Here is a 22367-nt window from a genome sequence, read left to right as displayed (position 1 = left end):
GCGCTCCGGCGTCGGCCTGAGCTCAAACCGTCACATGATGAGCGGCCCGAGCCGCTCCGCTGGCCGCTCATGCCTTCTCCTTGCCGGTCGAGACGGGCTCCCGCTCGACGATCACGCGCTTGGCCCGCGGGCTGGGCGGGACCTCGAGGTTCATCGGCGGCAGCGGGAAGCCCTTGCTGCCACCGACGCGGCCGCCGGGGTGCGCCTTCGGGATCTCGACGACCTGCTTGTTGCGGCGCGACATCGCGATCGCGACGAAGCCGAGCGCCAGGGCCGCGACGATGATCGCGACGGAGACGCCGAACTTGGCGCCGGAGCTGAGGCTGTCGCTGTTGATCGTCAGCAGGATGCCGGCGAGGGTCAGGATCCAGATCAGGTTGGCCGGGATCAGGACCTTCCAGCCGAACCGCATGAACTGGTCGTAGCGGAGGCGGGGCAGCGTGCCGCGCAGCCACACGAAGACGAACAGCAGCAGCAGGACCTTGATGGTGAACCAGAGGACCGGCCACCAGCCCTGGTTGGCGCCGTCCCACAGCGAGATCGGCCACGGTGCCCGCCAGCCGCCGAGGAACAGCGTCGTGCACAGGCCGGAGACGGTGACCATGTTGACGTACTCGGCGAGGAAGAACAGCGCGAACTTCAGCGAGGAGTACTCGGTGTGGAAGCCACCGACGAGCTCCGACTCGGCCTCGGGAAGGTCGAACGGGGCCCGGTTGGTCTCGCCGACCGCGGCGGTGAAGTAGATGAGGAAGCTCGGGATGAGCAGGATGCCGTACCAGGCGGGAAGGTCCGCCTGCCAGCCGCCGATGTCGACGGTGCCGTTGCCGGCCTGCCCCTCGACGATCTGCGAGGTGGACATCGTGCCCGACACCAGGAAGACCGAGACGATCGACAGGCCCATCGCGACCTCGTAGGAGATCATCTGGGCGCTGGAGCGCAGGCCACCGAGCAGCGGGTAGGTCGAGCCGGAGGCCCAGCCGCCGAGGACGACGCCGTAGATGCCCATCGACGAGCAGGCCAGCACCAGCAGGACCGCCACCGGGATGTCGGTGAGCTGCAGCGGGCTGTGCGTACCGAAGATCGACACCGTCGGGCCGAACGGGATCACCGAGAACGCGGTGAACGCGCAGATCGTGGAGATCACCGGCGCGAAGAAGAAGACGACCTTGTCCGCGAGCCGCGGCATGATGTCTTCCTTGAACGCCAGCTTCAGGCCGTCGGCGAGCGACTGGAGCAGGCCGAAGGGGCCGTTGCGGTTGGGGCCGGGCCGGACCTGCATCCGGGCGACGACCTTGCGCTCGTACCAGATGGCGAAGAGCGTCATGACGACCAGGAACGCGAAGATCACGACGACCTTGGCGAGCACCAGCCACCAGGGGTCTTTGCCGAACTGGTCGAGGTTCTCGGCGAGGATCATGATTTGGTACCCCCAGTGCTGATCTCGACCAGCGCACCTTCGGCGACGCCGAGCGTGCGGCGCAGGGTCGAGCCGGGTGAGTTCGTCGGGACCCAGACGACCCCGTCGACCATGTCGGTGACCAGCGCCGGCAGGGTGATCGCGCCCCGCCCGGTGCCGACCGTCACCGCGTCACCGTCGACGACCCCGAGGTCGGCGGCGGTGCTCTTGGAGATCCGCGCGACCGGCGTGCGGGCGGTGCCGGCCAGGTGGCCGTCGCCGTCCTGCAGCGAACCGTTGTCGAGCAGGTGGTGCCACGACGCCAGGACCGCCTGGCCGCTCGTCGGCGATGCCGCCGAGCCGGCGGCGACCGTCGGGACCTCGGCCCGGACGCTGCCGCGCAGGGCGGTGCCGGACTCGGCGGTGCCGGGCAGCGGCAGGTCCGCGAGCGTTGCGAGCTGCGCCCGCGCCGCGGTGACGTCGCCGACGCCCAGCTCGATGCCGAGCTCGCGACCGAGCGCGTCCAGGACGCGGGCGTCGCTCATCGCGGCGGTCTTGAGCACCGTGCCGAACGGGCGGACCCGGCCTTCCCAGTTGACGTAGGCGCCGGTCTTCTCGACCGCGGGGGCGATCGGCAGGACCACGTCGGCGCGCTTCGCGACACTGCTGAGCCGAAGCTCGAGACTGACCACGAAGCCGACGGCGGCGAGCGCCTCCTCGGCGGCGATCGGGTCGGCCAGGTCGGCCGGGTCGACCCCGCCGACGAGCAGGCCGCCGAGCTGACCGGCCTTCGCGGCCGCGATGATCGCGTCCGTGTCGCGACCCGACGCGCTGGGCAGAACGCCCGCGTCGAGCTGCCACGCCGCCGCGACCTCGCTGCGCGCCGCCGGGTCGTACACCGGACGGCCACCGGGCAGGAGGGTCGGCAGCGCACCGGCCTCCACCGCACCGCGGTCACCCGCGCGTCGCGGCACCCAGGCCAGCTTCGCCCCGGTCTCCTCAGCGACCCGCGCCGCGGCGGACAGGCCGCCCTCGACGCCCGCCAGCCGCTCGCCGACGAAGAGGATCGCGCCCTCGGCCGACAGCGCCTCGCGCAGCTGCTCGGACGTGCCGAGCACCTCCGCCTCGGCGCCGGGCGCGGTGAGGATGACGGTGGCGCCGAGCTTCTCGAACCCGCGGCTGACGAACGGGGCGAGCGCGTAGCTGGCCAGTCCCCGCTTCAGGTAGGTCTTGCGGGCCCGCAGGTAGATGATCGGGCACTCTTCTTCGGGCTCCAGCCCGACGAAGACGACCGCGCCGGCCCGCTCGATGTCGGCGTACGTGACGTCGACACGGCCGGCCACCGACGAGCCGAGGAACTCGGTCTCCTCGGCGGACAGCGGGCGGGCCCGGAAGTCGATGTCGTTGGTGCCGAGCGCGACCCGGGCGAACTTCGAGTACGCGAACGCGTCCTCGACCGTCAGCCGGCCGCCGGTGAGGACGCCGACGCCGCCGTTGTCCTTCGCCGCGGCGAGGCCGGCGGCCGCGACCGTGAGGGCCTCGGGCCAGCTCGCCTCGCGCAGCTCACCGGTCTTCGCGTCGCGCACCAGCGGCTTGGTCAGCCGGTCGGTGGCGTTGGTGTACTGGAACGCGAAGCGGCCCTTGTCGCAGTTCCACTCCTCGTTGACCGCCGGGTCGTCACCGGCCAGGCGGCGCATGACCTTGCCGCGGCGGTGGTCGGCCCGCTGGTCGCAGCCGGCGGCGCAGTGCTCACACGCGTTCGGCGTGGAGACCAGGTCGAACGGCCGGGCCCGGAAGCGGTACTGCGCGCTGGTCAGCGCGCCGACGGGGCAGATCTGGATCGTGTTGCCGGAGAAGTACGAGTTGAAGGGGGCGTCGTCTTCGGGCGACTCCGGGTTGCCCCGGAAGACGCCGATCTGCTCGTTGGACGAACGCTCCATCAGGTCGATGAACTTGTCACCGGCGATCTCGTCGGAGAAGCGGGTGCAGCGCTGGCACAGCACGCACCGCTCGCGGTCGAGCAGCACCTGGGTGCTGATCGGCAGCGGCTTCGGGTATTCCCGCTTGTGCTCGACGAACCGGCTCTCGGACTGGCCGTTGCTCATCGCCTGGTTCTGCAGGGGGCACTCGCCGCCCTTGTCGCAGACCGGGCAGTCCAGCGGGTGGTTGATCAGGAGGAACTCCATGATGCCCTCTTGGGCCTTCTTGGCCACTTCGGAGGTCACCTGGGTGCGGACCACCATGCCCTCGGCCACCGGCTGCGTGCAGGAGGCGACCGGCTTGCGCTGGCCCTCCACGTCCACGAGGCACTGGCGGCACGCGCCGGCGGGAGCCAGCAGCGGGTGGTCGCAGAAGCGGGGGATGGAGATGCCGATCTGCTCGGCGGCCCGGATGACGAGGGCGCCCTTGGGTGCCTCGACCTCGATGCCGTCGATGGTCAGCTTGACCGTGTCGACCTTCGGAACGACGTCCGTCATCAGTGGGCTCCTACCAGTTCGCCCTTGAACATCGGGGACTTGCGGCCCTCGATGTAGTCCAGGTAGTCCTGCTTGAAGTACTTGATCGAGGACGTCACCGGGCTGGTCGCACCGTCGCCGAGCGCGCAGAACGAGCGCCCGAGCAGGTTGTCGCAGGCGTCCAGCAGGGTGTCGAGGTCCTGGTGGGTGCCCTGGCCGGCGAGGATGCGGTGCAGGATCCGCACCATCCAATAGTTGCCTTCACGGCACGGGGTGCACTTGCCGCAGGACTCGTGGTGGTAGAAGGCGATCCACCGGTAGGTCGCGTAGACGATGTCGTCCTGGTTGGAGAACACCTGGACGGCGGTGGTGCCGAGCATCGTGCCGACGCTCATCATGCCTTCGAAGTCCATCGGCGTGTCGAGGTGCTCGTCGGTGAGCATCGGCGTCGACGAGCCGCCCGGCGTCCAGAACTTCAGCTCGTGGCCGGCCTGCATGCCGCCGGCCAGGTCGATGAGCTGCCGCAGCGTGACGCCGAGACCGCACTCGAACTGGCCGGGGTTGTTGACCCGCCCGGAGATCGAGTAGATCTTCGGGCCGGGCGACTTCTCGGTGCCCATGCTGCGGAACCAGGCCGAGCCGCCGAGGACGATGTACGGAACGCTGGCGATCGTCTCGACGTTGTTGACGACCGTCGGCGAGGCGTAGAGCCCGTGCGTCGCGGGGAACGGCGGGCGCAGCCGGGGCTGGCCGCGGTAGCCCTCCAGCGAGTCCAGCAGGGCGGTTTCCTCGCCGCAGATGTAGGCGCCGGCTCCACTGTGGACGACCAGGTCGAGGTCGAAGCCGCTGCCGAGGATGTTCTTGCCGAGGTACCCCTTGGCATATGCCTGCTCGACCGCGGCACGCAGCCGGCGGGCGGAGTGCACTGCCTCACCGCGGATGTAGATCGCGGCGAAGTTGGCCCGGATCGCGTAGGAGGCGATGATGACGCCTTCCACCAGCGCGTGCGGGTCCGCCATCATGAGCGGCAGGTCCTTGCAGGTGCCCGGCTCGCCCTCGTCGGCGTTGACCACGAGGTAGTGCGGCTTGCCGTCGTTCTGCGGGATGAAGCCCCACTTCATGCCGGTGGGGAAGCCGGCGCCGCCGCGGCCGCGCAGGCCCGAGTCCTTGACCAGCTGGATCAGCTCGTCGGGGTGCGCCTTGAACGCCTTGCGCAGTGCCGTGTAGCCGTCGAGCCGCTCGTACACGTCGATCTTCCACGCGTCGGGCGACAGCCAGCGCTTGGTGAGCACCGGCGTCAGCTTCGACAGCGACTCCTGCGAGGGCTGGTAGTCGAGGGTCACGCCTTCGCCTCCTTCACTGCGTCTTTCTGAGGCGTGGGACCGTCGTCGGCCGGCTTGGCGTCCGAGGCGGCCTTCGGCATCGTCTCGGTCGGCTTCGGCGCCGACTCTTCCTTCTTGGCGATCGGCGTCTCAGGGTCGAAGCCCGGCACCGCGATCCCGAAGCGCTCCGCGAGCCGGTTGCCGGCGAGGGTCGGCTCGCCCGCGGGGCCGTCGGCGATGACGTCGTCGCCCCGGTCGTCGGCGAAGCCGGCCAGCTGGACCGCCATCTCCTTGAGCGTGCAGAGCCGGGTGCCGCGGGTCGGCTGCGGGCGCTCCCCGTTCTGCAACTGCTTGACCAGGGTGAGCGCGCTGTCCTCGGTGATCTGGTCGAAGAACTCGTAGTTGACCGTCATCACCGGGGCGTAGTCGCACGCGGCCAGGCACTCGGCGTGCTCGAGCGTGATCTTGCCGTCCGCGGTCGTCTCGTCGTGCCCGACGCCCAGGTAGTCGTGCAGCGCCTCGTAGGCCTTGTCGCCGCCGAGGACGCCGCACATGGTGTTGGTACAGACGGAGACCAGCCAATCGCCGGTCGGCTTGCGCTTGTACATGGTGTAGAACGTCGCCACGGCGCCGACCTGCGCCTTGGTGATGTTCAGGACCTCGGCGCAGAAGGCGATGCCCTCCGGCGAGACATACCCCTGCTCCGACTGCACCAGGTGCAGCAGCGGCAGGAGCGCCGAGCGCGAACGGCCCTCGGGATACCGCGCGATGATCTGCCGCGCGCGTTCGCGCGTGACCTCACTGAACGCCATTAACGATCACACCCACCCATGACGGGGTCGAGCGAGGCGCCGCCCACGATGACGTCGGCGAGCAGCCCGCCCTCGGCCATCGCCGGAATCGCCTGCAGGTTGACGAAGCTGGGCTCGCGGTAGTGCACCCGGTAAGGGCGGGTGCCGCCGTCGGAGACCGCGTGCACGCCGAGCTCGCCGCGGGGCGCCTCGAGCGGCACGTACACCTGGCCGGGCGGGACCCGGAAGCCCTCGGTGACCAGCTTGAAGTGGTGGATCAGGGCCTCCATCGACTGGCCCATGATCTTCGCGACGTGGTCGAGGGAGTTGCCGAGGCCGTCGCCGCCGATGGCCAGCTGCGCCGGCCAGGCGATCTTCTTGTCGGCGATCATGATCGGGCCCGGCTCGAGACGGTCCATGGCCTGCTGGATGATCCGCACCGACTGGCGCATCTCGTTGAGGCGCACCATGTACCGGCCCCACGCGTCGCCGGTCGGCTCGGTGGGGACCTCGAAGTCGTAGGTCTCGTAGCCGAGGTACGGCTGCTGCTTGCGGATGTCCCAGCCGAGGCCCGCGGACCGCAGGACCGGGCCGGTGATCCCCAGCGCCAGGCAGCCGGTCACGTCCAGCACCGCGACACCCTGGGTGCGCTCGCGCCAGATCGTGTTGCCCGAGAGGAGGTCCTCGTACATGTCGATGCGCTCGGGCATCCAGCCGAGGAACTCGCGGATCTTGGCGAGGGCCTCCTCGGGGACGTCCTGCGCGACGCCGCCGGGCCGCACGTACGCCATGTTCATGCGCAGACCGGAGATCATCTCGAAGATGTCGAGGATGTACTCCCGCTCGCGGAACCCGTAGATCATCATCGACAGGGCGCCGAGCTCCATGCCGGTCGTCGCGAGCCACACGAGGTGGGAGGCGACCCGGTTGAGCTCCATCATCAGGACGCGGATGGTCTTGGCGCGGTCGGTGATCTGGTCCTCGATGCCGAGGAGCTTCTCCACCGCCATGCAGTAGCCGGTCTCGTTGAAGATCGGCGCCAGGTAGTCCATGCGCGTGACGAACGTGGTGCCCTGCGTCCAGTTGCGGAACTCGAGGTTCTTCTCGATGCCGGTGTGCAGGTAGCCGACGACGGTCCGGGCCTCGATGACCGTCTCGCCCTCGAGCTCCAGGACCAGGCGGAGCACGCCGTGGGTCGACGGGTGCTGCGGCCCCATGTTGACGACGATGCGCTCCTCGGAGCCCGCCTCGTTGACGACCGTGTCCCAGTCGCCGCCGGTGACGGTGAAGACCTTGCCTTCCGTGGTCTCCCGGGAGCTTGCGTAATCGGTGGTCACTGGTAACTCCTCCGCTGGTCCGGCGGTGGGATCTCGGCGCCCTTGTACTCGACCGGCACGCCGCCGAGCGGGTAGTCCTTCCGCTGCGGGAAGCCCTCCCAGTCGTCGGGCATGAGGATGCGGGTCAGGTTGGGGTGGCCGTCGAAGACGATGCCGAACATGTCGTACGTCTCCCGCTCCTGCCAGTCGGCGGTCGGGTAGATCTGCGTGACGCTCGGCAGGTGCGGGTCCTCGGCGGTGACCGCCGACTCCAGCCGGATGCGGCGGCGGAACGTCATCGAGGTCAGGTGATAGACGGCGTGCAGCCGGCGGCCGTCGGAGCCCAGGTAGTCCACGCCGGACACCGACGAGAGCAGCTCGAAGCGCAGCGCCGGGTCGTCCCGCATGATCTGCGCGACCTCGGCGATGCGCTCGGGCACGATGTGCAGCGTCAGCTCGCCGCGGTCGACGACGACCCGCTCGATCGCGTCGTTGAAGCCCGGGTAGGCCTCCTCGAGGCTGTCGACGACCTCGTCGAAATAGCCGCCGAACGGCCGGGGCGAGTCCAGCTCGACCTCCCGGCGCCGGCGCAGACCGCCGAAGCCGGACGTGTCGCCGGTGCCCTGCACGCCGAACATGCCCCGCCCGGCGGCGCCGGACGGCGGAAGCTGCGCCGGGGCGCCGAGTTCGGCGCCGACCGGTTCTACCTCAGTCACTTCGCTCCTCCGGACAGGTTCGCCCGCTCTTCCATCCACTTCTGGATGCGCAGCTGCTCCTCGCGGCCCTGGGCGACGGCCTTGGTCCACTCGGCGCGCTTGGCCTTGTCGAAGCGGTAGCTCGACGGCATCGCACCCGGGGCCACGATCGGCGCGCCGTCGCGCTCGACCCGCGCCTCGATCATGCGGCGCCGGCGGTCACCGAGCGGCTCGGCCATGACCTTGTCGTGCAGCCGCAGGATCGCGTCGATCAGCATCTCGGGGCGCGGCGGGCAGCCCGGCAGATACATGTCGACGGGCACGATGTGATCGACTCCCTGCACGATCGCGTAGTTGTTGAACATGCCGCCGCTGGACGCGCAGACGCCCATCGAGAGCACCCAGCGGGGCTCCGGCATCTGGTCGTAGATCTGGCGCAGGACCGGGGCCATCTTCTGGCTGACCCGGCCGGCGACGATCATCAGGTCGGCCTGGCGGGGGCTGGCCCGGAAGACCTCCATGCCGAAGCGCGCCAGGTCGTAGCGGGCGGCGCCGGTCGCCATCATCTCGATGGCGCAGCAGGCCAGACCGAATGTGGCGGGCCAGAAGCTCGCCTTGCGCGACCAGTTGACCAGCTTCTCGACGGTGGTCAGCAGAACGCCGGTAGGTACCTTTTCCTCGATGCCCATGGCTCAGTCCCAATCCAGCCCGCCGCGCCGCCACACGTAGGCGAACGCGACGAACACCGTGACGATGAACAGGACCATCTCCACGAACCCGAAGAGCCCGAGCATGCCGAAGTTCACGGCCCACGGGTACAGGAAGATGATCTCGATGTCGAAGACGATGAAGAGCATCGCGGTCAGGTAGAACTTGACCGGGAAGCGACCACCGCCGACGGGCTGCGGAGTGGGCTCGATGCCGCACTCGTAGGCGTCGAGCTTCGCCTTGTTGAAGCGGCGTGGCCCGACGAACGGCGCCGCCGCCACCGAGAACAGGGCGAACCCCGCGGCGAGGGCGAAGAGTCCAAGGATAGGTACGTACGGCGCGAGCGACATCGTGCTGCTCCGTCCTTTCGGCGAGCCCGGCGGGGCTGCCGCCCCTGGGGACCACTCAAGCTGTATGCGGTTTAGACAGTATTCGGTGAGCTTCGGACGGCTTCGTCCGGGGCAGTGCTTTTGGCAGCTCAGTTGCGGTTTTCGGGTTGTGCACCTGTTTGTCAGGCTTCCGTGCTTTGCTTCTGTGCTTTGCCTGCGCTTGCGTCAGGCGGCGGGTGCTACGCGGGTCATCGCGTTGATCACGCGGTCCATGGCGTCGCCGCCTCGCGGGTCCGTGAGGTTGGCGAGGAGCTTCAGGACGAACCGCATGAGCATGGGGTGTGGCATGCCGTGCTTGGTGGCCATCCGCATCACCTGCGGGTTGCCGATGAGCTTCACGAAGATGTTGCCGAGCCGGTAATAACCGCCGTAGCGCGCCTTGAGCTCGGCGGGGTAGTTGGCGAGCACCCGCTCGCGCGAGGTGCCCTGCGGGCGGGCCAGCGCCTGGATGGCGATCTCCGCCGCCAGCTCGCCGGACTCCATCGCATAGGCGATGCCCTCGCCGTTGAACGGGTTGACCATGCCGCCGGTGTCACCGACCAGCAGCACGCCCCGGGTGTAGTGCGGCACCCGGTTGAAGCCCATCGGCAGTGCGGCGCCCTGCGGCTTGCCCTCGGCGTTGGCCGGGTCGGCCAGGCCCCACTCCGCCGGCGTGTTGGCGACCCAGTCCGACAGCAGGTTCTTGTAGTTGGTCTTGCCATAGGCCACGCTGCTGTTGAGCACGCCGAGGCCGACATTGACCCGGCCGTCGCCGAGCCCGAAGATCCAGCCATAGCCGGGCAGCAGCTTGTCGCCGGACTCCTTGCTGCGCAGCTCCAGCCACGACTCCAGATAGTCGTCGTCGTGCCGGGCGTCACTGCGGAAATACTGACGAACGGCGACACCCATCGGCCGGTCCTCGCGCTTGGCGATGCCCAGCGCGAGGGCGAACCGGCCGGAAACCCCGTCGGCCGCGATGACCAGGGGCGCGCGGAACTCCAGCGGCTCCTTGTCGGGCCCGGTGGCGGTCACGCCGATCACGCGCCCCGTACGGTCGAGGATCGGACCGGTCACCGGGGTGCCCGTGCGCAGGATCGCGCCCGCGTCCGTCGCCGCCGTCGCCAGCATCTGGTCGAAGTCCATGCGGGTGCGGGTCAGGCCATAGTCGGGGAAGCTGGCGAGGTCTGGCCAGTCGAGCTCCAGCCGGATGCCACCGCCGATGACGCGCAGGCCGCGGTTGCGCAGCCAGCCCTTCTCCTCAGTGGTGTCGACGCCCATCTTGATGAGCTGCTTCACCGCACGCGGCGTCAGGCCGTCGCCGCAGACCTTCTCCCGGGGGAACTCGGTCTTCTCCAGCAGCAGCACCCGCAGCCCGTGCCGGGCCAGGTGGAACGCGGCGGACGAGCCGCCCGGTCCGGCGCCGACGACGATGACATCTGCGTCTTGTCGAGTCTCGGTCACAGCCGTCACCTCCTGCCCCTTGAGGCTCGTGAAAGTCTTCACAAAGTCAGTCTGTTGCGAGTCTAGAACCGTGAAGAGGTCGTCTGTCGGTTAGGCGACCCTAAGTTGTCACCCGAGCGGTCACCTAGATCCGCAAATCGGACGACAGGGCAGCGGACGGTCCAGTTCGACGGTTGGCTAGTCGCGATCATGGCCGTGGGTTATCCACAGAAAATTGTTGCGCGTCGACAGTGGGTCGGGGCGTGACGATCCTCGGTCATCATGAACCCCGGGCAGCCGGACCGTGACCGGCTCGACGCATATGCCGCTGACCAACGCGGACTGTTCACTCGTACACAGGCCTTGAGCTGCGGTTATACAAATCCGCGGATCAGGACCAAACTGCAGGCCGGCGACTGGACAGCTGTCGTCCGGGACGTGTTCGCCGACCGCGGGCTCCCGGTCACCCCACGCCTGCGCGACGTCGCCGCCCAGCTCGCCCTCCCCGGCGCGGTGCTCGCCGGCCCCTCCGCCGCCCGCTGGCACGGCTGGGAGGTGCCGAGCAGCGAGACCTTCGTGGCGTTTCTCTCCCGGCGCCCCCGCCTGCGCCACGTGCACGTCCTGCAGCAGGAGGTGTCGGAGACCGACGTCTGCGTCGTGGACGGCCTGCGCGTCACCACCCAGTCCCGCACCGTCTACGACTGCGCCCGCGCCCTGCCCGACGGCGCGGCGTCCGCCATGCTCGCCACCGCCCTGCAGGAGTGCTGGACGACCATGGCAGACCTCGCGACCCGCATCCGCGACGCGACCGGCCGGCACGGCACCCCGCGGCTGGTCAGGCTGATCCGGGTGGTCGCCCTGGGCAACCGCACCTCGGCGCAGAAGCTCGCGGGCAAGCTGCTGCAGCGGGCCGGGATCTGGGGCTGGTCACCCCACGAGCCGATCAGCGACCGCTGGGGGCTGATCGGCCTGGGCGACCTGGTCTTCCCCGAGGCCAAGCTGGTCATCGAGCTGGGCATCGACGAGCTGGAGCCCGCGCCGTTGCGGGAGCGGCACACCAGGCTGGCCGCTGCGGGCTGGACGGTCGTCAACTACTCCTGGAGCGACCTGACGACCCGGCCGTCGGAGGTGGTGGCGGAGCTGCGCCAGCACCTGGACCGCCTGACCCCGGTCCGCTGGTGACCGCTATGCCGCCACTGCCGCTCGCGCGCCGTTTCGCCTGCCGTGCTCTGCTCCACCGAAAACCCCGCCCGGCAGCCCGCCCACCGCCGCCGCCGCGAGTGACGGTCACCACCCTTCGGGGGACGTGCGGGCCCAGCAGGCGGGCTGGGCCCCACGCCGACTGCCGATGTTTGGGTGGCAGCTGTCCTGGTGGCTGTTGTCTGGGTGGCCGCTGCTTGGGGTGGCCGCTGTTGGGTGGCCGCTGGCCAGCCAGCGCCGTCAGAGCGGGTGCAGGTGACCGCCGTCAGGCACGACCGCCGTCAGGGTGGCGCGGCACAGGCCTTCGCGGGTCGGTGCCATTGAGAGGTCCCGGCTCGACGAGGGAGGTCACGTTCGGGAGCGAACAAGACATTGGTGGTGGCGCTGCTCACACGGTGATCCGGCGCGACCGAGGCAACGGCATCGTGAGACGGGGTCCGCTCGGCCGCCGTCCTTCGCTGCAGGCATGTCGACGGCAGGCACCGCAGGCACCGGCCCAGGGTGCGGTCGTCGACGCCGTGGCGGGGTGAGCTCCGGCCTGCCTTTCCTTAGGCGGCCGTATGCGGGTGACGGTCCCACGGCGGCCTGCGCAGGTCGGCCACGCTGAAGGCCGGCGCGATTGACCAGGTGCGGAAGCGTCGCGCGACCGCCGGTTGACCGGCCCGGGTGCCTCGCACGACGGCCCGCGCGGGTTGACCAGACGCGGGACGCCTCGCACGAAAGGCCAGCGCCCATAGCCGGGCGCGGGAGCCTCGCACGACCGCCCGCGCGGGTTGACCCGGGCGCGAAAGGCTCGCACGAAGGGCAGCGCCCTTGGCCGGGTGCCTAGATGCGGAAGCCTCGGTGGAGGGCTACGACGCCGCCGGTGAGGTTGCGCCAGGCGACCTTGCGCCAGCCGTTGGTGGTGATACGGGCGGCGAGGGATTCCTGGTCTGGCCAGGCGCGGATGGATTCGGCGAGGTAGACGTAGGCGTCGGGGTTGCTGGAGACGCGCTTTGCCACCTGGGGGATGGCCTTGACGAGGTAGCCGAGGTAGGCGCCGCGGAAGGGGCGCCAGGTCGGGTGGCTGAACTCACAGATGACCAGGCGGCCGCCGGGCTTCGTCACGCGGGCCATCTCGCGCAGCGCGGCGTCGGTGTCGACGATGTTGCGCAGGGCGAAGGAGATGGTGATCGCGTCGAAGGTCTCGTCGGCGAAGGGCAGGGCGAGGGCGTCGCCGGCGATGAGGGGCACGGCGGGGCGCTTGGCGTGGCCCGCCTGGAGCATGCCGATGGAGATGTCGAGGCCGACGGCCTGGGCGCCGGACTTGGCGAGCTCCTCGGTGGAGACGCCGGTGCCGGCGCCGAGGTCGAGGACGCGTTCGCCGGGCTTGAGGCCGAGGGCGAGCCTGGTCTCGCGGCGCCAGATGCGGTCCTGGCCGCCCGAGATGACCGTGTTGGTGAGGTCATACCGCTTGGCTACGCCGTCGAACATGGCGGCGACCTCGTGTGGCTCCTTGTCCAGCGACGCGCGGCTCATGAGGACACCGGGGTCAGCGGGATGGAGCGGCCGGTGCCGCCGCCGGGGATGGCGATCGAGGAGAAGTGTGACTGCACGCGGTCATCCGTGGGGTCGTCGGCGGGGGTCCAGTGGACCTGGAGGTGGCGGTACTGCGTGTCGCGCTGCGCCGGGATGCGGTCCGCGTCGCGGATCATCTGGACCAGCTCGGTGAGGCGGGAGCGGTGGCGGGCGCCGGCGGAGGAGATGACGTTTTCCTCCAGCATGATCGAGCCGAGGTCGTCGACGCCGAGGTGCAGTGACACCTGGCCGACGTCCTTGCCGGTGGTCAGCCACGAGGACTGCAGGTGCGGGATGTTGTCGAAGAACAGCCGCGCGACCGCGACGATGCGCAGGTATTCGAGGCTGGTCGCCTGCGTGCGGCCCTTCAGGTGGTTGTTTTCCGGCTGGTACGTCCAAGGGATGAACGACCGGAAGCCGCCGACGGTGCCGGCCAGGTCGGCCTCGACGGTGTAACCGTTGGCGACCGCCTTGTCCTGGACGTCGCGGATCATGCGCAGGTGCTCGATGCGCTCGGCGTTGGTCTCGCCGGTGCCCATCATCATCGTGGCGGTGGAGGAGACGCCGAGGCGGTGCGCCTGGGTCATGACCTCCAGCCAACGCTCGCCGGACTCCTTGAGCGGGGCGATGGCCTTGCGGGGGCGCTCGGGCAGCATCTCGGCGCCGGCACCGGCGATGGAGGCGAGACCGGCGGCCTTGATCCGCAGGATCGCGTCCTCGATCGAGACGCCGGAGACCTTGGCCATGTGCAGGACCTCGGAGGGCCCGATCGAGTGGATGACCAGCGAGGGGAACGCCTGCTTGACGGCGGAGAAGAGCTCCTCGTAATACTCGACGCCGTAGTCCGGGTGGTGGCCACCCTGCAGCATCACCTGGGTCGCGCCGAGGTCGACGGCCTCCTGGCAGCGGTGCAGGATCTCCTCGGTGCCGTGGGTCCAGCCCTCGGAGTGCTTCGGCGCCCGGTAGAAGGCGCAGAACTTGCACGCCGTGACGCAGACGTTGGTGTAGTTGATGTTGCGGTCGATGAGGTACGTGACGACGTTGTCCGGGTAGCGGCGGCGGCGCACGGTGTCGGCCGCCTCGCCGAGCGGGTGGAACGGGGCGTCGGTGTAGAGCAGCAGCGCCTCTTCCGCGCTGATCCGCCCGCCGTCGGCCGCACGCTGCAGGATGTCGCTGATCACCGGAGTCTCCGTCACGCCTTCGAGACTACGTGGGTTCACCTCGCCGTCGGCAGGCCCCCGCAACCTCGCGTGCCTAGGATCACCAAGTGACTGACATGCGCTATCGACGCCTCGGCTCCTCCGGTCTCACCGTCTCCGTGGTAGGCATCGGCTGCAACAACTTCGGCGGTCGCATCGACGCGGACCGCGCGGCGGGTGTCGTGCACGCCGCGATCGACCACGGCGTCACCCTGTTCGACACCGCCGACGTGTACGGCGCGACCCCGGGCGCGTCCGAGGAGGCGCTCGGTGCCGCGCTCGGCAAGCGGCGGGACGAGGTCGTCGTCGCGACGAAGTTCGGCATGGACGCGCGCGGCGCGAACGGGCCCGACTGGGGTGCGCGGGGCGGCCGGCGGTACATCGCGAAGGCCGTCGACGCTTCGCTGCGGCGGCTGAACACGGACTACATCGACCTGTACCAGCTGCACGCGCCCGACCCGCACACGCCGATCGAGGAGACCCTCGACGCGCTCAACGACGCCGTTGCAGCCGGAAAGGTCAGATATATCGGGCACTCGAACTTCAGCGGCTGGCAGACCGCCGACGCGGCGTGGACCGCCCGGACCAGGGGTCTCACCCCGTTCGTCAGCGCCCAGAACTACTACTCGCTGCTGGAGCGCAGCGTCGAGAAGGACCTGGTCCCCGCCCTGGAGCACTACGGCGTCGGGCTGCTGCCGTTCTTCCCGCTCGCCCACGGCCTGCTGACCGGCAAGTACAAGAGGGGCCAGGCCGCACCCGAGGGCACCCGCCTGGCGCGCGACGGCTTCGACAAGGTCCTCGCCGCCGCGCCGTGGGACACGATCGAGCGCCTCGAGAGGGTCGCCCAGGAGCGCGGCGTCGACCTGCTGACCGTCGCGATCGGTGGCCTGGCCGCGCGGCCGGCGGTCGCCAGCGTGATCGCCGGCGCCACCAGCCCCGAGCAGGTCAAGGCCAACGTCGCGGCCGGATCCTGGGTCCCCACCGGGGAGGATCAGGCCGCGATCGAGGCCGCCCTCACAGCTTGATCGCACCCACTGCGGGCAACGTGGGCCGCTCGGAACCGCCGGAAGGCTCGATGGTGACGGCGAAGTCCAAAGCGAGCTCGGAAATGTATTGCCGACCGGTCCCGCCAGGCACGACGCCGACAGACTTAGGACCGGCCCCACTGATCATCCAGAGCTGATAGTCCTTGTCGGCACCGGGATCGGCCAGGCCGTCCAGGACCGCCACCGCCGCGTTCCGGGAAGGCGACACGATCAGCGTCACCCGGCCGCCCGCCATCTCGGACGAGACCAGGCGGGCGTCCGGGGCGGCGAGGACCGCGTCGATCCGCGCGTTCTCCTGCCGGACGCTCTGCTCCGCGATCGTCCAGGTGCCGACGCCGACCCCCGCGGCCAGGACCGCCGCCGCCACCGCGCCGACCGTCCACCGCACCAGGCGCGAGCGCTGCGACCGGCCCGTGCCGGAGGCACCCCGGCGGGGGCGTTCCTGCGCCGTGCGGCCGACCTCCGCCAGTACCGACTCCCGCAACCGCGCGGGGGGTGCCTCGGCGACGGCATGGGTCAGCCACGACGCGGTCTCCCGCAGCTCGGCCACCTCGACCGCGCACGCCCCGCACTCCCGCAGATGCCGGTCGAACGCGGCCCGCTCCAGATCGTCCACCGCGTCGAGCGCATAGGCGCCCGCCAGCGCGTGGATGTCCACCGTCTCGGCCATCAGAACGCCACCCCCAAGCAGTCCCGCATCCGGATCAAACCGTCCCGCATGCGTGTCTTGATGGTCGGCAGAGCGGCCCCGAGCAGGTCGGCGACCTCGCGGTAGCTGTTGCCGTTGTAATACGCGAGGGTGATCGCCTCGCGCTGCAGGTCGGTGAGGCCGTCGAGGCAGCGGCGCACCTGCTGCTGCTCGATGCGGGCGGTCGCCGCCTCGACCACGTCGTCATACGGGGTGTCGACGCTGCGCGCGGCCACCCGCTGTGCCCGGTCGTTGCTGGCCTGCTCGGCCCGGACGCGGTCGACGGCCCGGCGGTGCGCGATCGTGAAGACCCAGGCGGTCGCGGAGCCGCGGGCGCCGTCGAAGCGGCCCGCGTTGCGCCACACCTCGACCATGACCTCCTGGCAGACCTCTTCGGACTGGGCGGGGTCACGCAGGACGCGGCGGATCAGTCCGTACACGCGTGCTGACAGCAGGTCGTAGAGCTCGGCGAAGGCCCGCTCGTCGCCGCGGGCCACCCGGCTGAGCAGCTCGTCGGCGTCGACGCGCCGCTGCGGGGTCGGCACGGCGACGAGCCGCTGAGTGGGCAGCTCCTCGTGATCGGGTCTCATGTCACTCATTCGGAGCGTCCACCGCCGCGGATTGGACCGTCATGCGTCGTAGTCCACCACGACCTTGTCCGTGATCGGCAGGGCTTGGCAGGTCAGGACATACCCGGCGGCGACCTCGTCGGGCTCCAGGGCGAAGTTGCGGGCCATCGACACCTCGCCGACGACGATCTTCGCGCGGCAGGTGGAGCAGACGCCGCCCTTGCACGCATACGGCAGCTCCGGCCGCTGCCGGAGCGCGGCGTCGAGGACGCGCTCATCAGGGCCCATCACGATGGTGGAGGTGCGCCCGTCCAGAATGATTTCGACCGTCAAGCCCGAGGCATCAGCGGTGTCCGAGGCAGGTCCGGCCGGAGCAGCCGGTGCATCAGCCACATGAAACAGCTCGGTGTGCACAGCGGCGTCGGCGACGCCCCGCACGCTGAGCGCGACCCGCGCGTCGAGCACCATGCCGTGCGGCCCGCACAGGAACCACTCGTCGACGGTGTCCGCCGGCAGCAGCGTGTCGAGGATCGCCCCGATGCGCTGCTCGTCGAGGCGGCCGGACAGCAGCGCCGACTCCTGCGCCTCGCGGGACAGCACGTGCACGACGTGCAGCCGCTCCCGATACAGGTCCTTGAGGTCGGCGAGCTCCTCGGCGAACATCACGGTGCCCGCGGCGCGGTTGCCGTAGACGACGGTGAACCGGCTGCCCGGCTCGACCTCCAGGGCCGTCGCGACCAGCGACAGGACCGGGGTGATCCCGGAGCCGGCGACGAGCGCCGCGTAGTGCCGGCTGCGCGACGGCTCGAACGCGCTGGTGAAGTGGCCCAGCGGCGGCATGACGTCGATCTCGTCGCCGGGGCAGAGGTCGGCGACGGCGAAGGACGAGAACGCCCCGCCGGGCACCGCCCTGATCCCGACCCGCAGGACCCCTTCGGCGGCGAGCCTCGACGGACTGGAGCAGATGGAATACGACCGGCGGATCTCCGACCCGTCGTGCCAGCGCCGCACGGTGAGGTGCTGCCCGGCCCGGAACGCGAACGCGGCCCGCTGCGACACGGCGACGTCGAACGTCACCACGACCGAGTCGTCGGTGAGCCGCTCGACGTCCACGACCGGCAGCCGCTGGAAGGTGGGGCGGGTCGTCATATCGCCTTCACCGCGTCGAAGGGCTCGAGGCAGCTGGTGCAGCGCCACAGGGACTTGCACGCGGTCGAGCCGAACCGGGACAGCTGCTCGGTCGCCGGCGATCCGCACCGCGGGCAGCGCACGGAGAGCTGGACGAAGACCTTGCCGGGGGGTGCGATCCCGGCCGCGGCGAGCTTCGACCGCCCCTCGTCGCTGATCATGTCGGTCGACCACGGCGGGTCGAGGACGGTGCGCACGGTCACGTCGGCGACGCCCGCACCGTGCAGGGCGGACTCGATGTCGGCGCGGATCAGGTCCATGGCGGGGCAGCCCGAATACGTCGGGGTGATCGTCACCGTGACGGCGTCGCCGTCGACCGCGACGTCCCGCAGGATGCCGAGCTCGGCGAGGTTGAGCACCCGCAGCTCGGGGTCCTTGACGGCGGCGACCACGTCGAACAGCGTCACCAGCGGACCCCCGGGTGCGCGCGGTGCAGGACCTGCATGTCGGCGAGCAGCGTCGCGAGCGCCTCGGTGTGCACGGACCGGTCCCCGGTCGGCTCATCGGCGGAGGCGGGCCTGGTCAGCGTCGCCTCGGCCAGGACCGCGTCGACCGTCTCCAGCCACGCCGTGCGCAGCGTCGACGGGTCGACGACGACGCCCGCCACGTCGAGCGCGCGCACGTCAGGGTCCATCGCGAAGAGCTGATGCGTGTGGGGCCACACCTGGTCGACGGCGGCCTGCATCCGGCGGTGGGACTCGTCGGTGCCGTCGCCGAGCCGCACGACCCATCGCGAGCTGTGGTCGACGTGATACGCCGACTCCTTCCGCGCCTTGGCGGCCACCGCGGCGATCCGCTCGTCACCGACGCCGATCGAACGGTCGTAGAGCAGCCGCTGGTAGACCGACAGGAAGAGCAGCTTGGCCATCGTGACCGCGAAGTCCCCGTTGTCGAGCTCCGCCAGCCTTACGTTGCGGAACTCGTGCTCGGAGCGCAGATAGGCCAGGTCGTCCTCGGTGCGGCCCTGACCCTCGAGCTCACCGGCGTAGCTGAGCAGCATCCTGGCCACGCCGAGCTGGTCGAGGGCGATGTTGGCCAGCGCGATGTCCTCTTCCATCTCCGGCGCGCGAGAGCACCACTCGCTGAGGCGCTGCGCGGCGATCAGCGCGTCGTCGGCGAGGCCGAGCACATACTTCGAGACGTATCCGACGGGGCTCATATGTGTGCCGCGCCTTCGGGGACGTCGTAGAAGGTCGGGTGCCGATACACCTTGTCGGCGGCGGGCGCGAAGAACGCGTCCTTCTCGTCGGGGCTGCTCGCGGTGATCTCGGCGGCGGGCACGACCCAGATCGACACGCCTTCCTGCCGGCGGGTGTAGACGTCGCGGGCGTTGCGCAGCGCCATCTCGGCGTCGGACGCGTGCAGGCTGCCGACGTGGGCGTGGGAGAGTCCGCGGCGTGGTCGGACGAATACCTCAAACAGCACTTTTCTCTCTTTTCGCCGCATATACCTGCGCCGCCTCGCGGACCCATGCGCCTTCTTCGTGGGCGCGCCGGCGATGGTCCATCCGCTCCTGGTTGCAGGGCCCGTCGCCCTTGATCACCCGCATCAGCTCGGCATAGTCGGGCTCGGTGTAGCGGTGCCGCTGCTCCACTTCGTCCCATCGCAGGTCAGGGTCGGGGATCCGGAGGTCGAGCACGCCCGCCTGCTGCACGCACATGTCGACGAACCGCTGCCGGAGCTCGTCGTTGGAGAAGCGCTTGATCTTCCAGGCCATCGACCGCTCGGAGTGGGTCGAGTCGCCGTCGGGCGGGCCGAACATCGCCAGCGACGGATACCACCAGCGGTCGACCGCGTCCTGCGCCATCGCCTTCTGCTCGGGCGTGCCGTGCGACAGCGTGTGCAGGATCTCGAAGCCCTGCCGCTGGTGGAACGACTCTTCCTTGCAGACGCGGATCATCGCGCGGGCATAAGGCCCGTAGGAGCAGCGGCACAGCGGCACCTGGTTGACGATCGCGGCGCCGTCGACCAGCCATCCGATCGCGCCGACGTCGGCCCAGGTCAGCGTGGGGTAGTTGAATATGGAGCTGTACTTCTGCCGGCCGTCGATCAGCATCTCGACCAGCTCGTCGCGGGAGATGCCGAGCGTCTCCGCGGCGGCGTAGAGATACAGCCCGTGCCCGGCCTCGTCCTGGACCTTCGCCAGCAGGATGGCCTTGCGCTTCAGCGACGGCGCGCGGGAGATCCAGTTGCCCTCCGGCTGCATGCCGATGATCTCCGAGTGCGCGTGCTGCGCGATCTGCCGGATCAACGTCTTGCGATAGGCGTCGGGCATCCAGTCGCGCGGCTCGATCTTCTGGTCCGCGGCGACGATCGAGTCGAAGTAGTCCTGGAGGTCGGATCCGGCCGCCACGTCACGGCCGGCGGCCTGCTGAAGGTCCCGCTCGGCGCTGTCCACCTGCTCGAGGAGCGGGGCGAAGTCGTTGCCGTACACCCTCCCAGTGTTACAGCAACCGACCGGCCCTGCAAGAAGGTGTCACAGGCATCGAGGCAACTACCAGCGACTTTTGAGCGCGTCCGGGCAGCGGGGAGCGCGTTGGAAGGGGAGACTGTCCGGGATCGTCACGTCTGGTCACCCCCTGACTGCTTACGACGTGGAAACACCGGCTACACCTGCTCATGACCAGCGGTCGATGCAATGGGAACCGACCGCCAGGGAGGGACCACCGACCCATGCGCAAGCGCGTCGGATTCACCGTGTTCATTTTGTTCGCCGTCGCAGTGATGGTCGGCGTGCCGTACATGTGGGGCAGCGACATGCTGGACGATCACGAGTCCAGCGCCGCCGCCCCCGCAGCGGTGACCGCGTCCACTTCGCCGCAGCCGGAGGCCACGCGCAAGGCCGCGCCGGCGGCACCGGCCGCGCCTTCACTGCCGCCGGCGCTGCTGCACCCCGCCCCGGTCGCCGTCAGCGCCACGGGCTTCTGGTCCTGGACGGTGCTGGACCGGCGCACCGGCGCGATGGCCGGATCCGACAACGCCGCCACCACCCAGCGCACCGCGTCGATGATCAAGGCGTGGCTGGCCGCGGACTACCTGCGCCGCACGCCGAACCCGAGCTCGTCGAACCTGCGCCAGCTCACGTCGATGATCCGCAACAGCGACAACACCGCGGCCTCGTACTTCTGGGGGCTCAACGGCAGGTCGGCCAGCATCACGCGGCTGGTGCAGATGTGCGGGCTGACGGACAGCAAGGCCTACATCGACTGGGCCAGCACCATGGTCTCGGCCCGGGACGCCGCGCGGATGGGCGCCTGCATCGGCGACGGGCGCGCGGCGGGGGCGAAGTGGACCGACTGGGTGCTCAACGAGATGCGCAACGTGGCCGGCAGCCAGGAGTTCGGCGTGGTGCCCGCGCTGCCGGCCGAGGAGAAGGCGTCGACCGCGGTCAAGAACGGCTGGATCGCCCGCAGCGACGGCAAGTGGCACGTCAACTGCATGGCGATCGGGACCGAGTGGGTGCTCAGCGTCCTGACGGTCTACCCGACGTCGAAGGGCATGAACTACGGCGCGGACATCTGCTCACAGGTCACCCGCCAGCTGCAGGCCTAGCCTTTCCCGTCAGCCTCTGAAGAAGGCCGGACCGTCGGCGGGCAGCGGCGGGACGGCGCCGCGGGCGGCGGCGCGGCGGGCGAACTCGCGGATGCCCGCCACCTGGCGGTCGCCGAGCGAGAAGTCCAGCACGCGGAAGTAGTGCGCGAGGGTCTCCGCCGACAGCGTCTCCCAGCGGGCCGCGGCCTCGGCGACCTCGTCGAGCTCGGTGAGGCACAGGTCCTTGGACCGCAGGAACGCCTCGTGCACGTCCTTGACCAGGCCGGGATGCGCCTCGGCGAACGCGCGGCGGACACCCCAGGCGGCGAAGACCATCGGCAGGCCGGTCCAGTCGTGCCAGGCCTGGCCGAGGTCGGTGACGGTCCAGCCGTGCTGTGGCGCCTCGTGCAGCGCGCGCAGCGCCACGTCGCCGATGATCACCGCGGCGTCGGCCTCGTCGAGCATGCGGGCCAGGTCGGGCGGGCTCTGGAAATACGTGGGCGTGACGCCGACCTTGGATTCCAGGTACATCTGCGCGAGCATGACGCCGGTGCGGGACGTGGCACCGAGGGCGACCTTCTGCCCGGCCAGCGCCTCCAGCGGCACCGTCGAGACGAGGTTGACCGACAGGACCGGCCCGTCGCTGCCGACCGCGATGTCCGGCAGGAGCAGCAGGTCCTCGGCGTTGCGCAGGTATTCCACGAGCGTGATCGGCCCCACGTCCAGGTCGCCGGCGACGAGCGCGGCGCTGAGCCGTTCGGGGGAATCCTTGTGCAGGTCGACGTCGATCAGCGCACCCGAGCGCATGAGGCCCCAGTAGAGCGGCAGGCAGTTCAGGAACTGGATGTGGCCGACGCGGGGCCGCTGCAATGCAGGCACACCGCCCATGGTGCCCCA

At 70.1% G+C, this 22367-nt stretch carries 22 protein-coding genes; 3 read left to right on the top strand and 19 right to left on the bottom strand.

Annotated elements, in window-relative coordinates:
* Positions 1 to 67: 67 nt before the first annotated feature.
* The 9 genes from nuoH to ACZ6TV_RS42485 form a co-directional block, all read right to left on the bottom strand.
* Positions 68 to 1417: an NADH-quinone oxidoreductase subunit NuoH gene (gene nuoH, locus ACZ6TV_RS42525; protein WP_465304951.1), complete on the bottom strand. Its 1350-nt coding sequence runs from the start codon at positions 1415 to 1417 to the stop codon at positions 68 to 70.
* The gene (locus tag ACZ6TV_RS42520) at positions 1414 to 3873 is read right to left on the bottom strand and encodes an NADH-quinone oxidoreductase subunit G (RefSeq protein ID WP_465304949.1); all 2460 of its coding nucleotides are present in this window, start codon (positions 3871 to 3873) and stop codon (positions 1414 to 1416) included. Before ACZ6TV_RS42520 ends, nuoH begins: the two co-directional genes overlap by 4 nt.
* Entirely contained in the window at positions 3873 to 5195 is a 1323-nt protein-coding gene (gene nuoF / locus ACZ6TV_RS42515; protein WP_465304947.1) for an NADH-quinone oxidoreductase subunit NuoF, read from the bottom strand. The genes ACZ6TV_RS42520 and nuoF overlap by 1 nt, the downstream gene beginning before the upstream one ends.
* Positions 5192 to 5986 (bottom strand): NADH-quinone oxidoreductase subunit NuoE, encoded by a 795-nt coding sequence (gene nuoE, locus ACZ6TV_RS42510; protein WP_465304945.1) that lies wholly within the window; start codon positions 5984 to 5986, stop codon positions 5192 to 5194. The genes nuoF and nuoE overlap by 4 nt, the downstream gene beginning before the upstream one ends.
* Complete coding sequence (locus ACZ6TV_RS42505; RefSeq protein WP_465304943.1) at positions 5986 to 7302, bottom strand: NADH-quinone oxidoreductase subunit D; 1317 nt, start codon at positions 7300 to 7302, stop codon at positions 5986 to 5988. The genes nuoE and ACZ6TV_RS42505 overlap by 1 nt, the downstream gene beginning before the upstream one ends.
* Positions 7299 to 7997: an NADH-quinone oxidoreductase subunit C gene (locus ACZ6TV_RS42500; RefSeq protein ID WP_465304941.1), complete on the bottom strand. Its 699-nt coding sequence runs from the start codon at positions 7995 to 7997 to the stop codon at positions 7299 to 7301. Before ACZ6TV_RS42500 ends, ACZ6TV_RS42505 begins: the two co-directional genes overlap by 4 nt.
* On the bottom strand, positions 7994 to 8665 hold the full coding sequence (locus tag ACZ6TV_RS42495) for a NuoB/complex I 20 kDa subunit family protein (RefSeq protein ID WP_033363264.1): 672 nt from the start codon (positions 8663 to 8665) through the stop codon (positions 7994 to 7996). Before ACZ6TV_RS42495 ends, ACZ6TV_RS42500 begins: the two co-directional genes overlap by 4 nt.
* A gap of 3 nt (positions 8666 to 8668) precedes the next feature.
* Positions 8669 to 9034 carry an NADH-quinone oxidoreductase subunit A gene (locus ACZ6TV_RS42490; RefSeq protein ID WP_354785618.1) on the bottom strand — a complete coding sequence of 122 codons (366 nt, stop codon included), beginning with the start codon at positions 9032 to 9034 and terminating at the stop codon, positions 8669 to 8671.
* A gap of 204 nt (positions 9035 to 9238) precedes the next feature.
* Complete coding sequence (locus ACZ6TV_RS42485) at positions 9239 to 10513, bottom strand: geranylgeranyl reductase family protein (RefSeq protein WP_465304938.1); 1275 nt, start codon at positions 10511 to 10513, stop codon at positions 9239 to 9241.
* Positions 10514 to 10930: 417 nt separating this feature from the next.
* On the opposite strand from ACZ6TV_RS42485, the gene ACZ6TV_RS42480 reads away from it, so the two are divergent.
* Complete coding sequence (locus tag ACZ6TV_RS42480) at positions 10931 to 11674, top strand: hypothetical protein (RefSeq protein WP_465304936.1); 744 nt, start codon at positions 10931 to 10933, stop codon at positions 11672 to 11674.
* A gap of 843 nt (positions 11675 to 12517) precedes the next feature.
* On the opposite strand, the gene ACZ6TV_RS42475 is transcribed toward ACZ6TV_RS42480, so the two are convergent.
* Positions 12518 to 13210: a demethylmenaquinone methyltransferase gene (locus ACZ6TV_RS42475; RefSeq protein WP_354785612.1), complete on the bottom strand. Its 693-nt coding sequence runs from the start codon at positions 13208 to 13210 to the stop codon at positions 12518 to 12520.
* The gene (mqnC, locus tag ACZ6TV_RS42470; RefSeq protein ID WP_465304934.1) at positions 13207 to 14445 is read right to left on the bottom strand and encodes a cyclic dehypoxanthinyl futalosine synthase; all 1239 of its coding nucleotides are present in this window, start codon (positions 14443 to 14445) and stop codon (positions 13207 to 13209) included. The genes ACZ6TV_RS42475 and mqnC overlap by 4 nt, the downstream gene beginning before the upstream one ends.
* Before the next feature lie 80 nt (positions 14446 to 14525).
* Here mqnC and ACZ6TV_RS42465 point away from each other — a divergent pair, with 80 nt between their 5' ends.
* Complete coding sequence (locus tag ACZ6TV_RS42465) at positions 14526 to 15473, top strand: aldo/keto reductase (protein WP_465305064.1); 948 nt, start codon at positions 14526 to 14528, stop codon at positions 15471 to 15473.
* On the opposite strand, the gene ACZ6TV_RS42460 is transcribed toward ACZ6TV_RS42465, so the two are convergent.
* The 7 genes from ACZ6TV_RS42460 to paaA are packed head-to-tail and all read right to left on the bottom strand — an operon-like array spanning position 15463 to position 20373.
* On the bottom strand, positions 15463 to 16164 hold the full coding sequence (locus tag ACZ6TV_RS42460) for an anti-sigma factor (RefSeq protein WP_465304932.1): 702 nt from the start codon (positions 16162 to 16164) through the stop codon (positions 15463 to 15465). The genes ACZ6TV_RS42465 and ACZ6TV_RS42460 overlap by 11 nt on opposite strands.
* Complete coding sequence (sigK, locus tag ACZ6TV_RS42455) at positions 16164 to 16772, bottom strand: ECF RNA polymerase sigma factor SigK (protein ID WP_465304930.1); 609 nt, start codon at positions 16770 to 16772, stop codon at positions 16164 to 16166. Before sigK ends, ACZ6TV_RS42460 begins: the two co-directional genes overlap by 1 nt.
* A 39-nt stretch (positions 16773 to 16811) precedes the next feature.
* The gene (gene paaE / locus ACZ6TV_RS42450) at positions 16812 to 17900 is read right to left on the bottom strand and encodes a 1,2-phenylacetyl-CoA epoxidase subunit PaaE (protein ID WP_465304928.1); all 1089 of its coding nucleotides are present in this window, start codon (positions 17898 to 17900) and stop codon (positions 16812 to 16814) included.
* Complete coding sequence (gene paaD / locus ACZ6TV_RS42445) at positions 17897 to 18349, bottom strand: 1,2-phenylacetyl-CoA epoxidase subunit PaaD (RefSeq protein ID WP_465305062.1); 453 nt, start codon at positions 18347 to 18349, stop codon at positions 17897 to 17899. The genes paaE and paaD overlap by 4 nt, the downstream gene beginning before the upstream one ends.
* Positions 18343 to 19098 carry a 1,2-phenylacetyl-CoA epoxidase subunit PaaC gene (gene paaC, locus ACZ6TV_RS42440; protein ID WP_465304926.1) on the bottom strand — a complete coding sequence of 252 codons (756 nt, stop codon included), beginning with the start codon at positions 19096 to 19098 and terminating at the stop codon, positions 18343 to 18345. The genes paaD and paaC overlap by 7 nt, the downstream gene beginning before the upstream one ends.
* On the bottom strand, positions 19095 to 19385 hold the full coding sequence (gene paaB, locus ACZ6TV_RS42435) for a 1,2-phenylacetyl-CoA epoxidase subunit PaaB (RefSeq protein WP_465304924.1): 291 nt from the start codon (positions 19383 to 19385) through the stop codon (positions 19095 to 19097). The genes paaC and paaB overlap by 4 nt, the downstream gene beginning before the upstream one ends.
* Entirely contained in the window at positions 19354 to 20373 is a 1020-nt protein-coding gene (gene paaA, locus ACZ6TV_RS42430) for a 1,2-phenylacetyl-CoA epoxidase subunit PaaA (RefSeq protein WP_465304922.1), read from the bottom strand. Before paaA ends, paaB begins: the two co-directional genes overlap by 32 nt.
* A gap of 239 nt (positions 20374 to 20612) precedes the next feature.
* Between paaA and ACZ6TV_RS42425 the strand changes: the two genes are divergently transcribed.
* The gene (locus tag ACZ6TV_RS42425) at positions 20613 to 21491 is read left to right on the top strand and encodes a serine hydrolase (protein ID WP_465304920.1); all 879 of its coding nucleotides are present in this window, start codon (positions 20613 to 20615) and stop codon (positions 21489 to 21491) included.
* 9 nt (positions 21492 to 21500) lie between these two features.
* Here ACZ6TV_RS42425 and ACZ6TV_RS42420 read toward each other — a convergent pair whose 3' ends face one another.
* A complete protein-coding gene (locus tag ACZ6TV_RS42420) occupies positions 21501 to 22358 on the bottom strand; it encodes a menaquinone biosynthetic enzyme MqnA/MqnD family protein (RefSeq protein WP_465304918.1) in 858 nt (285 codons plus the stop codon).
* Between the last annotated feature and the right edge of the window lie 9 nt (positions 22359 to 22367).

It is taken from the genome of Dactylosporangium sp. NPDC051087, from assembly GCF_055586325.1.
Note: the sequence above shows the minus strand (reverse complement) of the source record. Positions and strands in the feature narration are given on the sequence as shown.

Excerpts from the sequence above, each read along its gene's own strand:
- paaB (WP_465304924.1), bottom strand. The coding sequence starts at position 19,385 with ATGCGGCGAAAAGAGAGAAAAGTGCTGTTTGAGGTATTCGTCCGACCA.
- ACZ6TV_RS42425 (WP_465304920.1), top strand. The coding sequence starts at position 20,613 with ATGCGCAAGCGCGTCGGATTCACCGTGTTCATTTTGTTCGCCGTCGCA.
- ACZ6TV_RS42420 (WP_465304918.1), bottom strand. The coding sequence starts at position 22,358 with ATGGGCGGTGTGCCTGCATTGCAGCGGCCCCGCGTCGGCCACATCCAG.
- sigK (WP_465304930.1), bottom strand. The coding sequence starts at position 16,772 with ATGAGACCCGATCACGAGGAGCTGCCCACTCAGCGGCTCGTCGCCGTG.
- ACZ6TV_RS42475 (WP_354785612.1), bottom strand. The coding sequence starts at position 13,210 with ATGAGCCGCGCGTCGCTGGACAAGGAGCCACACGAGGTCGCCGCCATG.
- ACZ6TV_RS42520 (WP_465304949.1), bottom strand. The coding sequence starts at position 3,873 with ATGACGGACGTCGTTCCGAAGGTCGACACGGTCAAGCTGACCATCGAC.
- ACZ6TV_RS42460 (WP_465304932.1), bottom strand. The coding sequence starts at position 16,164 with ATGGCCGAGACGGTGGACATCCACGCGCTGGCGGGCGCCTATGCGCTC.
- ACZ6TV_RS42495 (WP_033363264.1), bottom strand. The coding sequence starts at position 8,665 with ATGGGCATCGAGGAAAAGGTACCTACCGGCGTTCTGCTGACCACCGTC.
- nuoE (WP_465304945.1), bottom strand. The coding sequence starts at position 5,986 with ATGGCGTTCAGTGAGGTCACGCGCGAACGCGCGCGGCAGATCATCGCG.
- paaE (WP_465304928.1), bottom strand. The coding sequence starts at position 17,900 with ATGACGACCCGCCCCACCTTCCAGCGGCTGCCGGTCGTGGACGTCGAG.
- paaC (WP_465304926.1), bottom strand. The coding sequence starts at position 19,098 with ATGAGCCCCGTCGGATACGTCTCGAAGTATGTGCTCGGCCTCGCCGAC.
- ACZ6TV_RS42465 (WP_465305064.1), top strand. The coding sequence starts at position 14,526 with ATGCGCTATCGACGCCTCGGCTCCTCCGGTCTCACCGTCTCCGTGGTA.
- ACZ6TV_RS42490 (WP_354785618.1), bottom strand. The coding sequence starts at position 9,034 with ATGTCGCTCGCGCCGTACGTACCTATCCTTGGACTCTTCGCCCTCGCC.
- nuoH (WP_465304951.1), bottom strand. The coding sequence starts at position 1,417 with ATGATCCTCGCCGAGAACCTCGACCAGTTCGGCAAAGACCCCTGGTGG.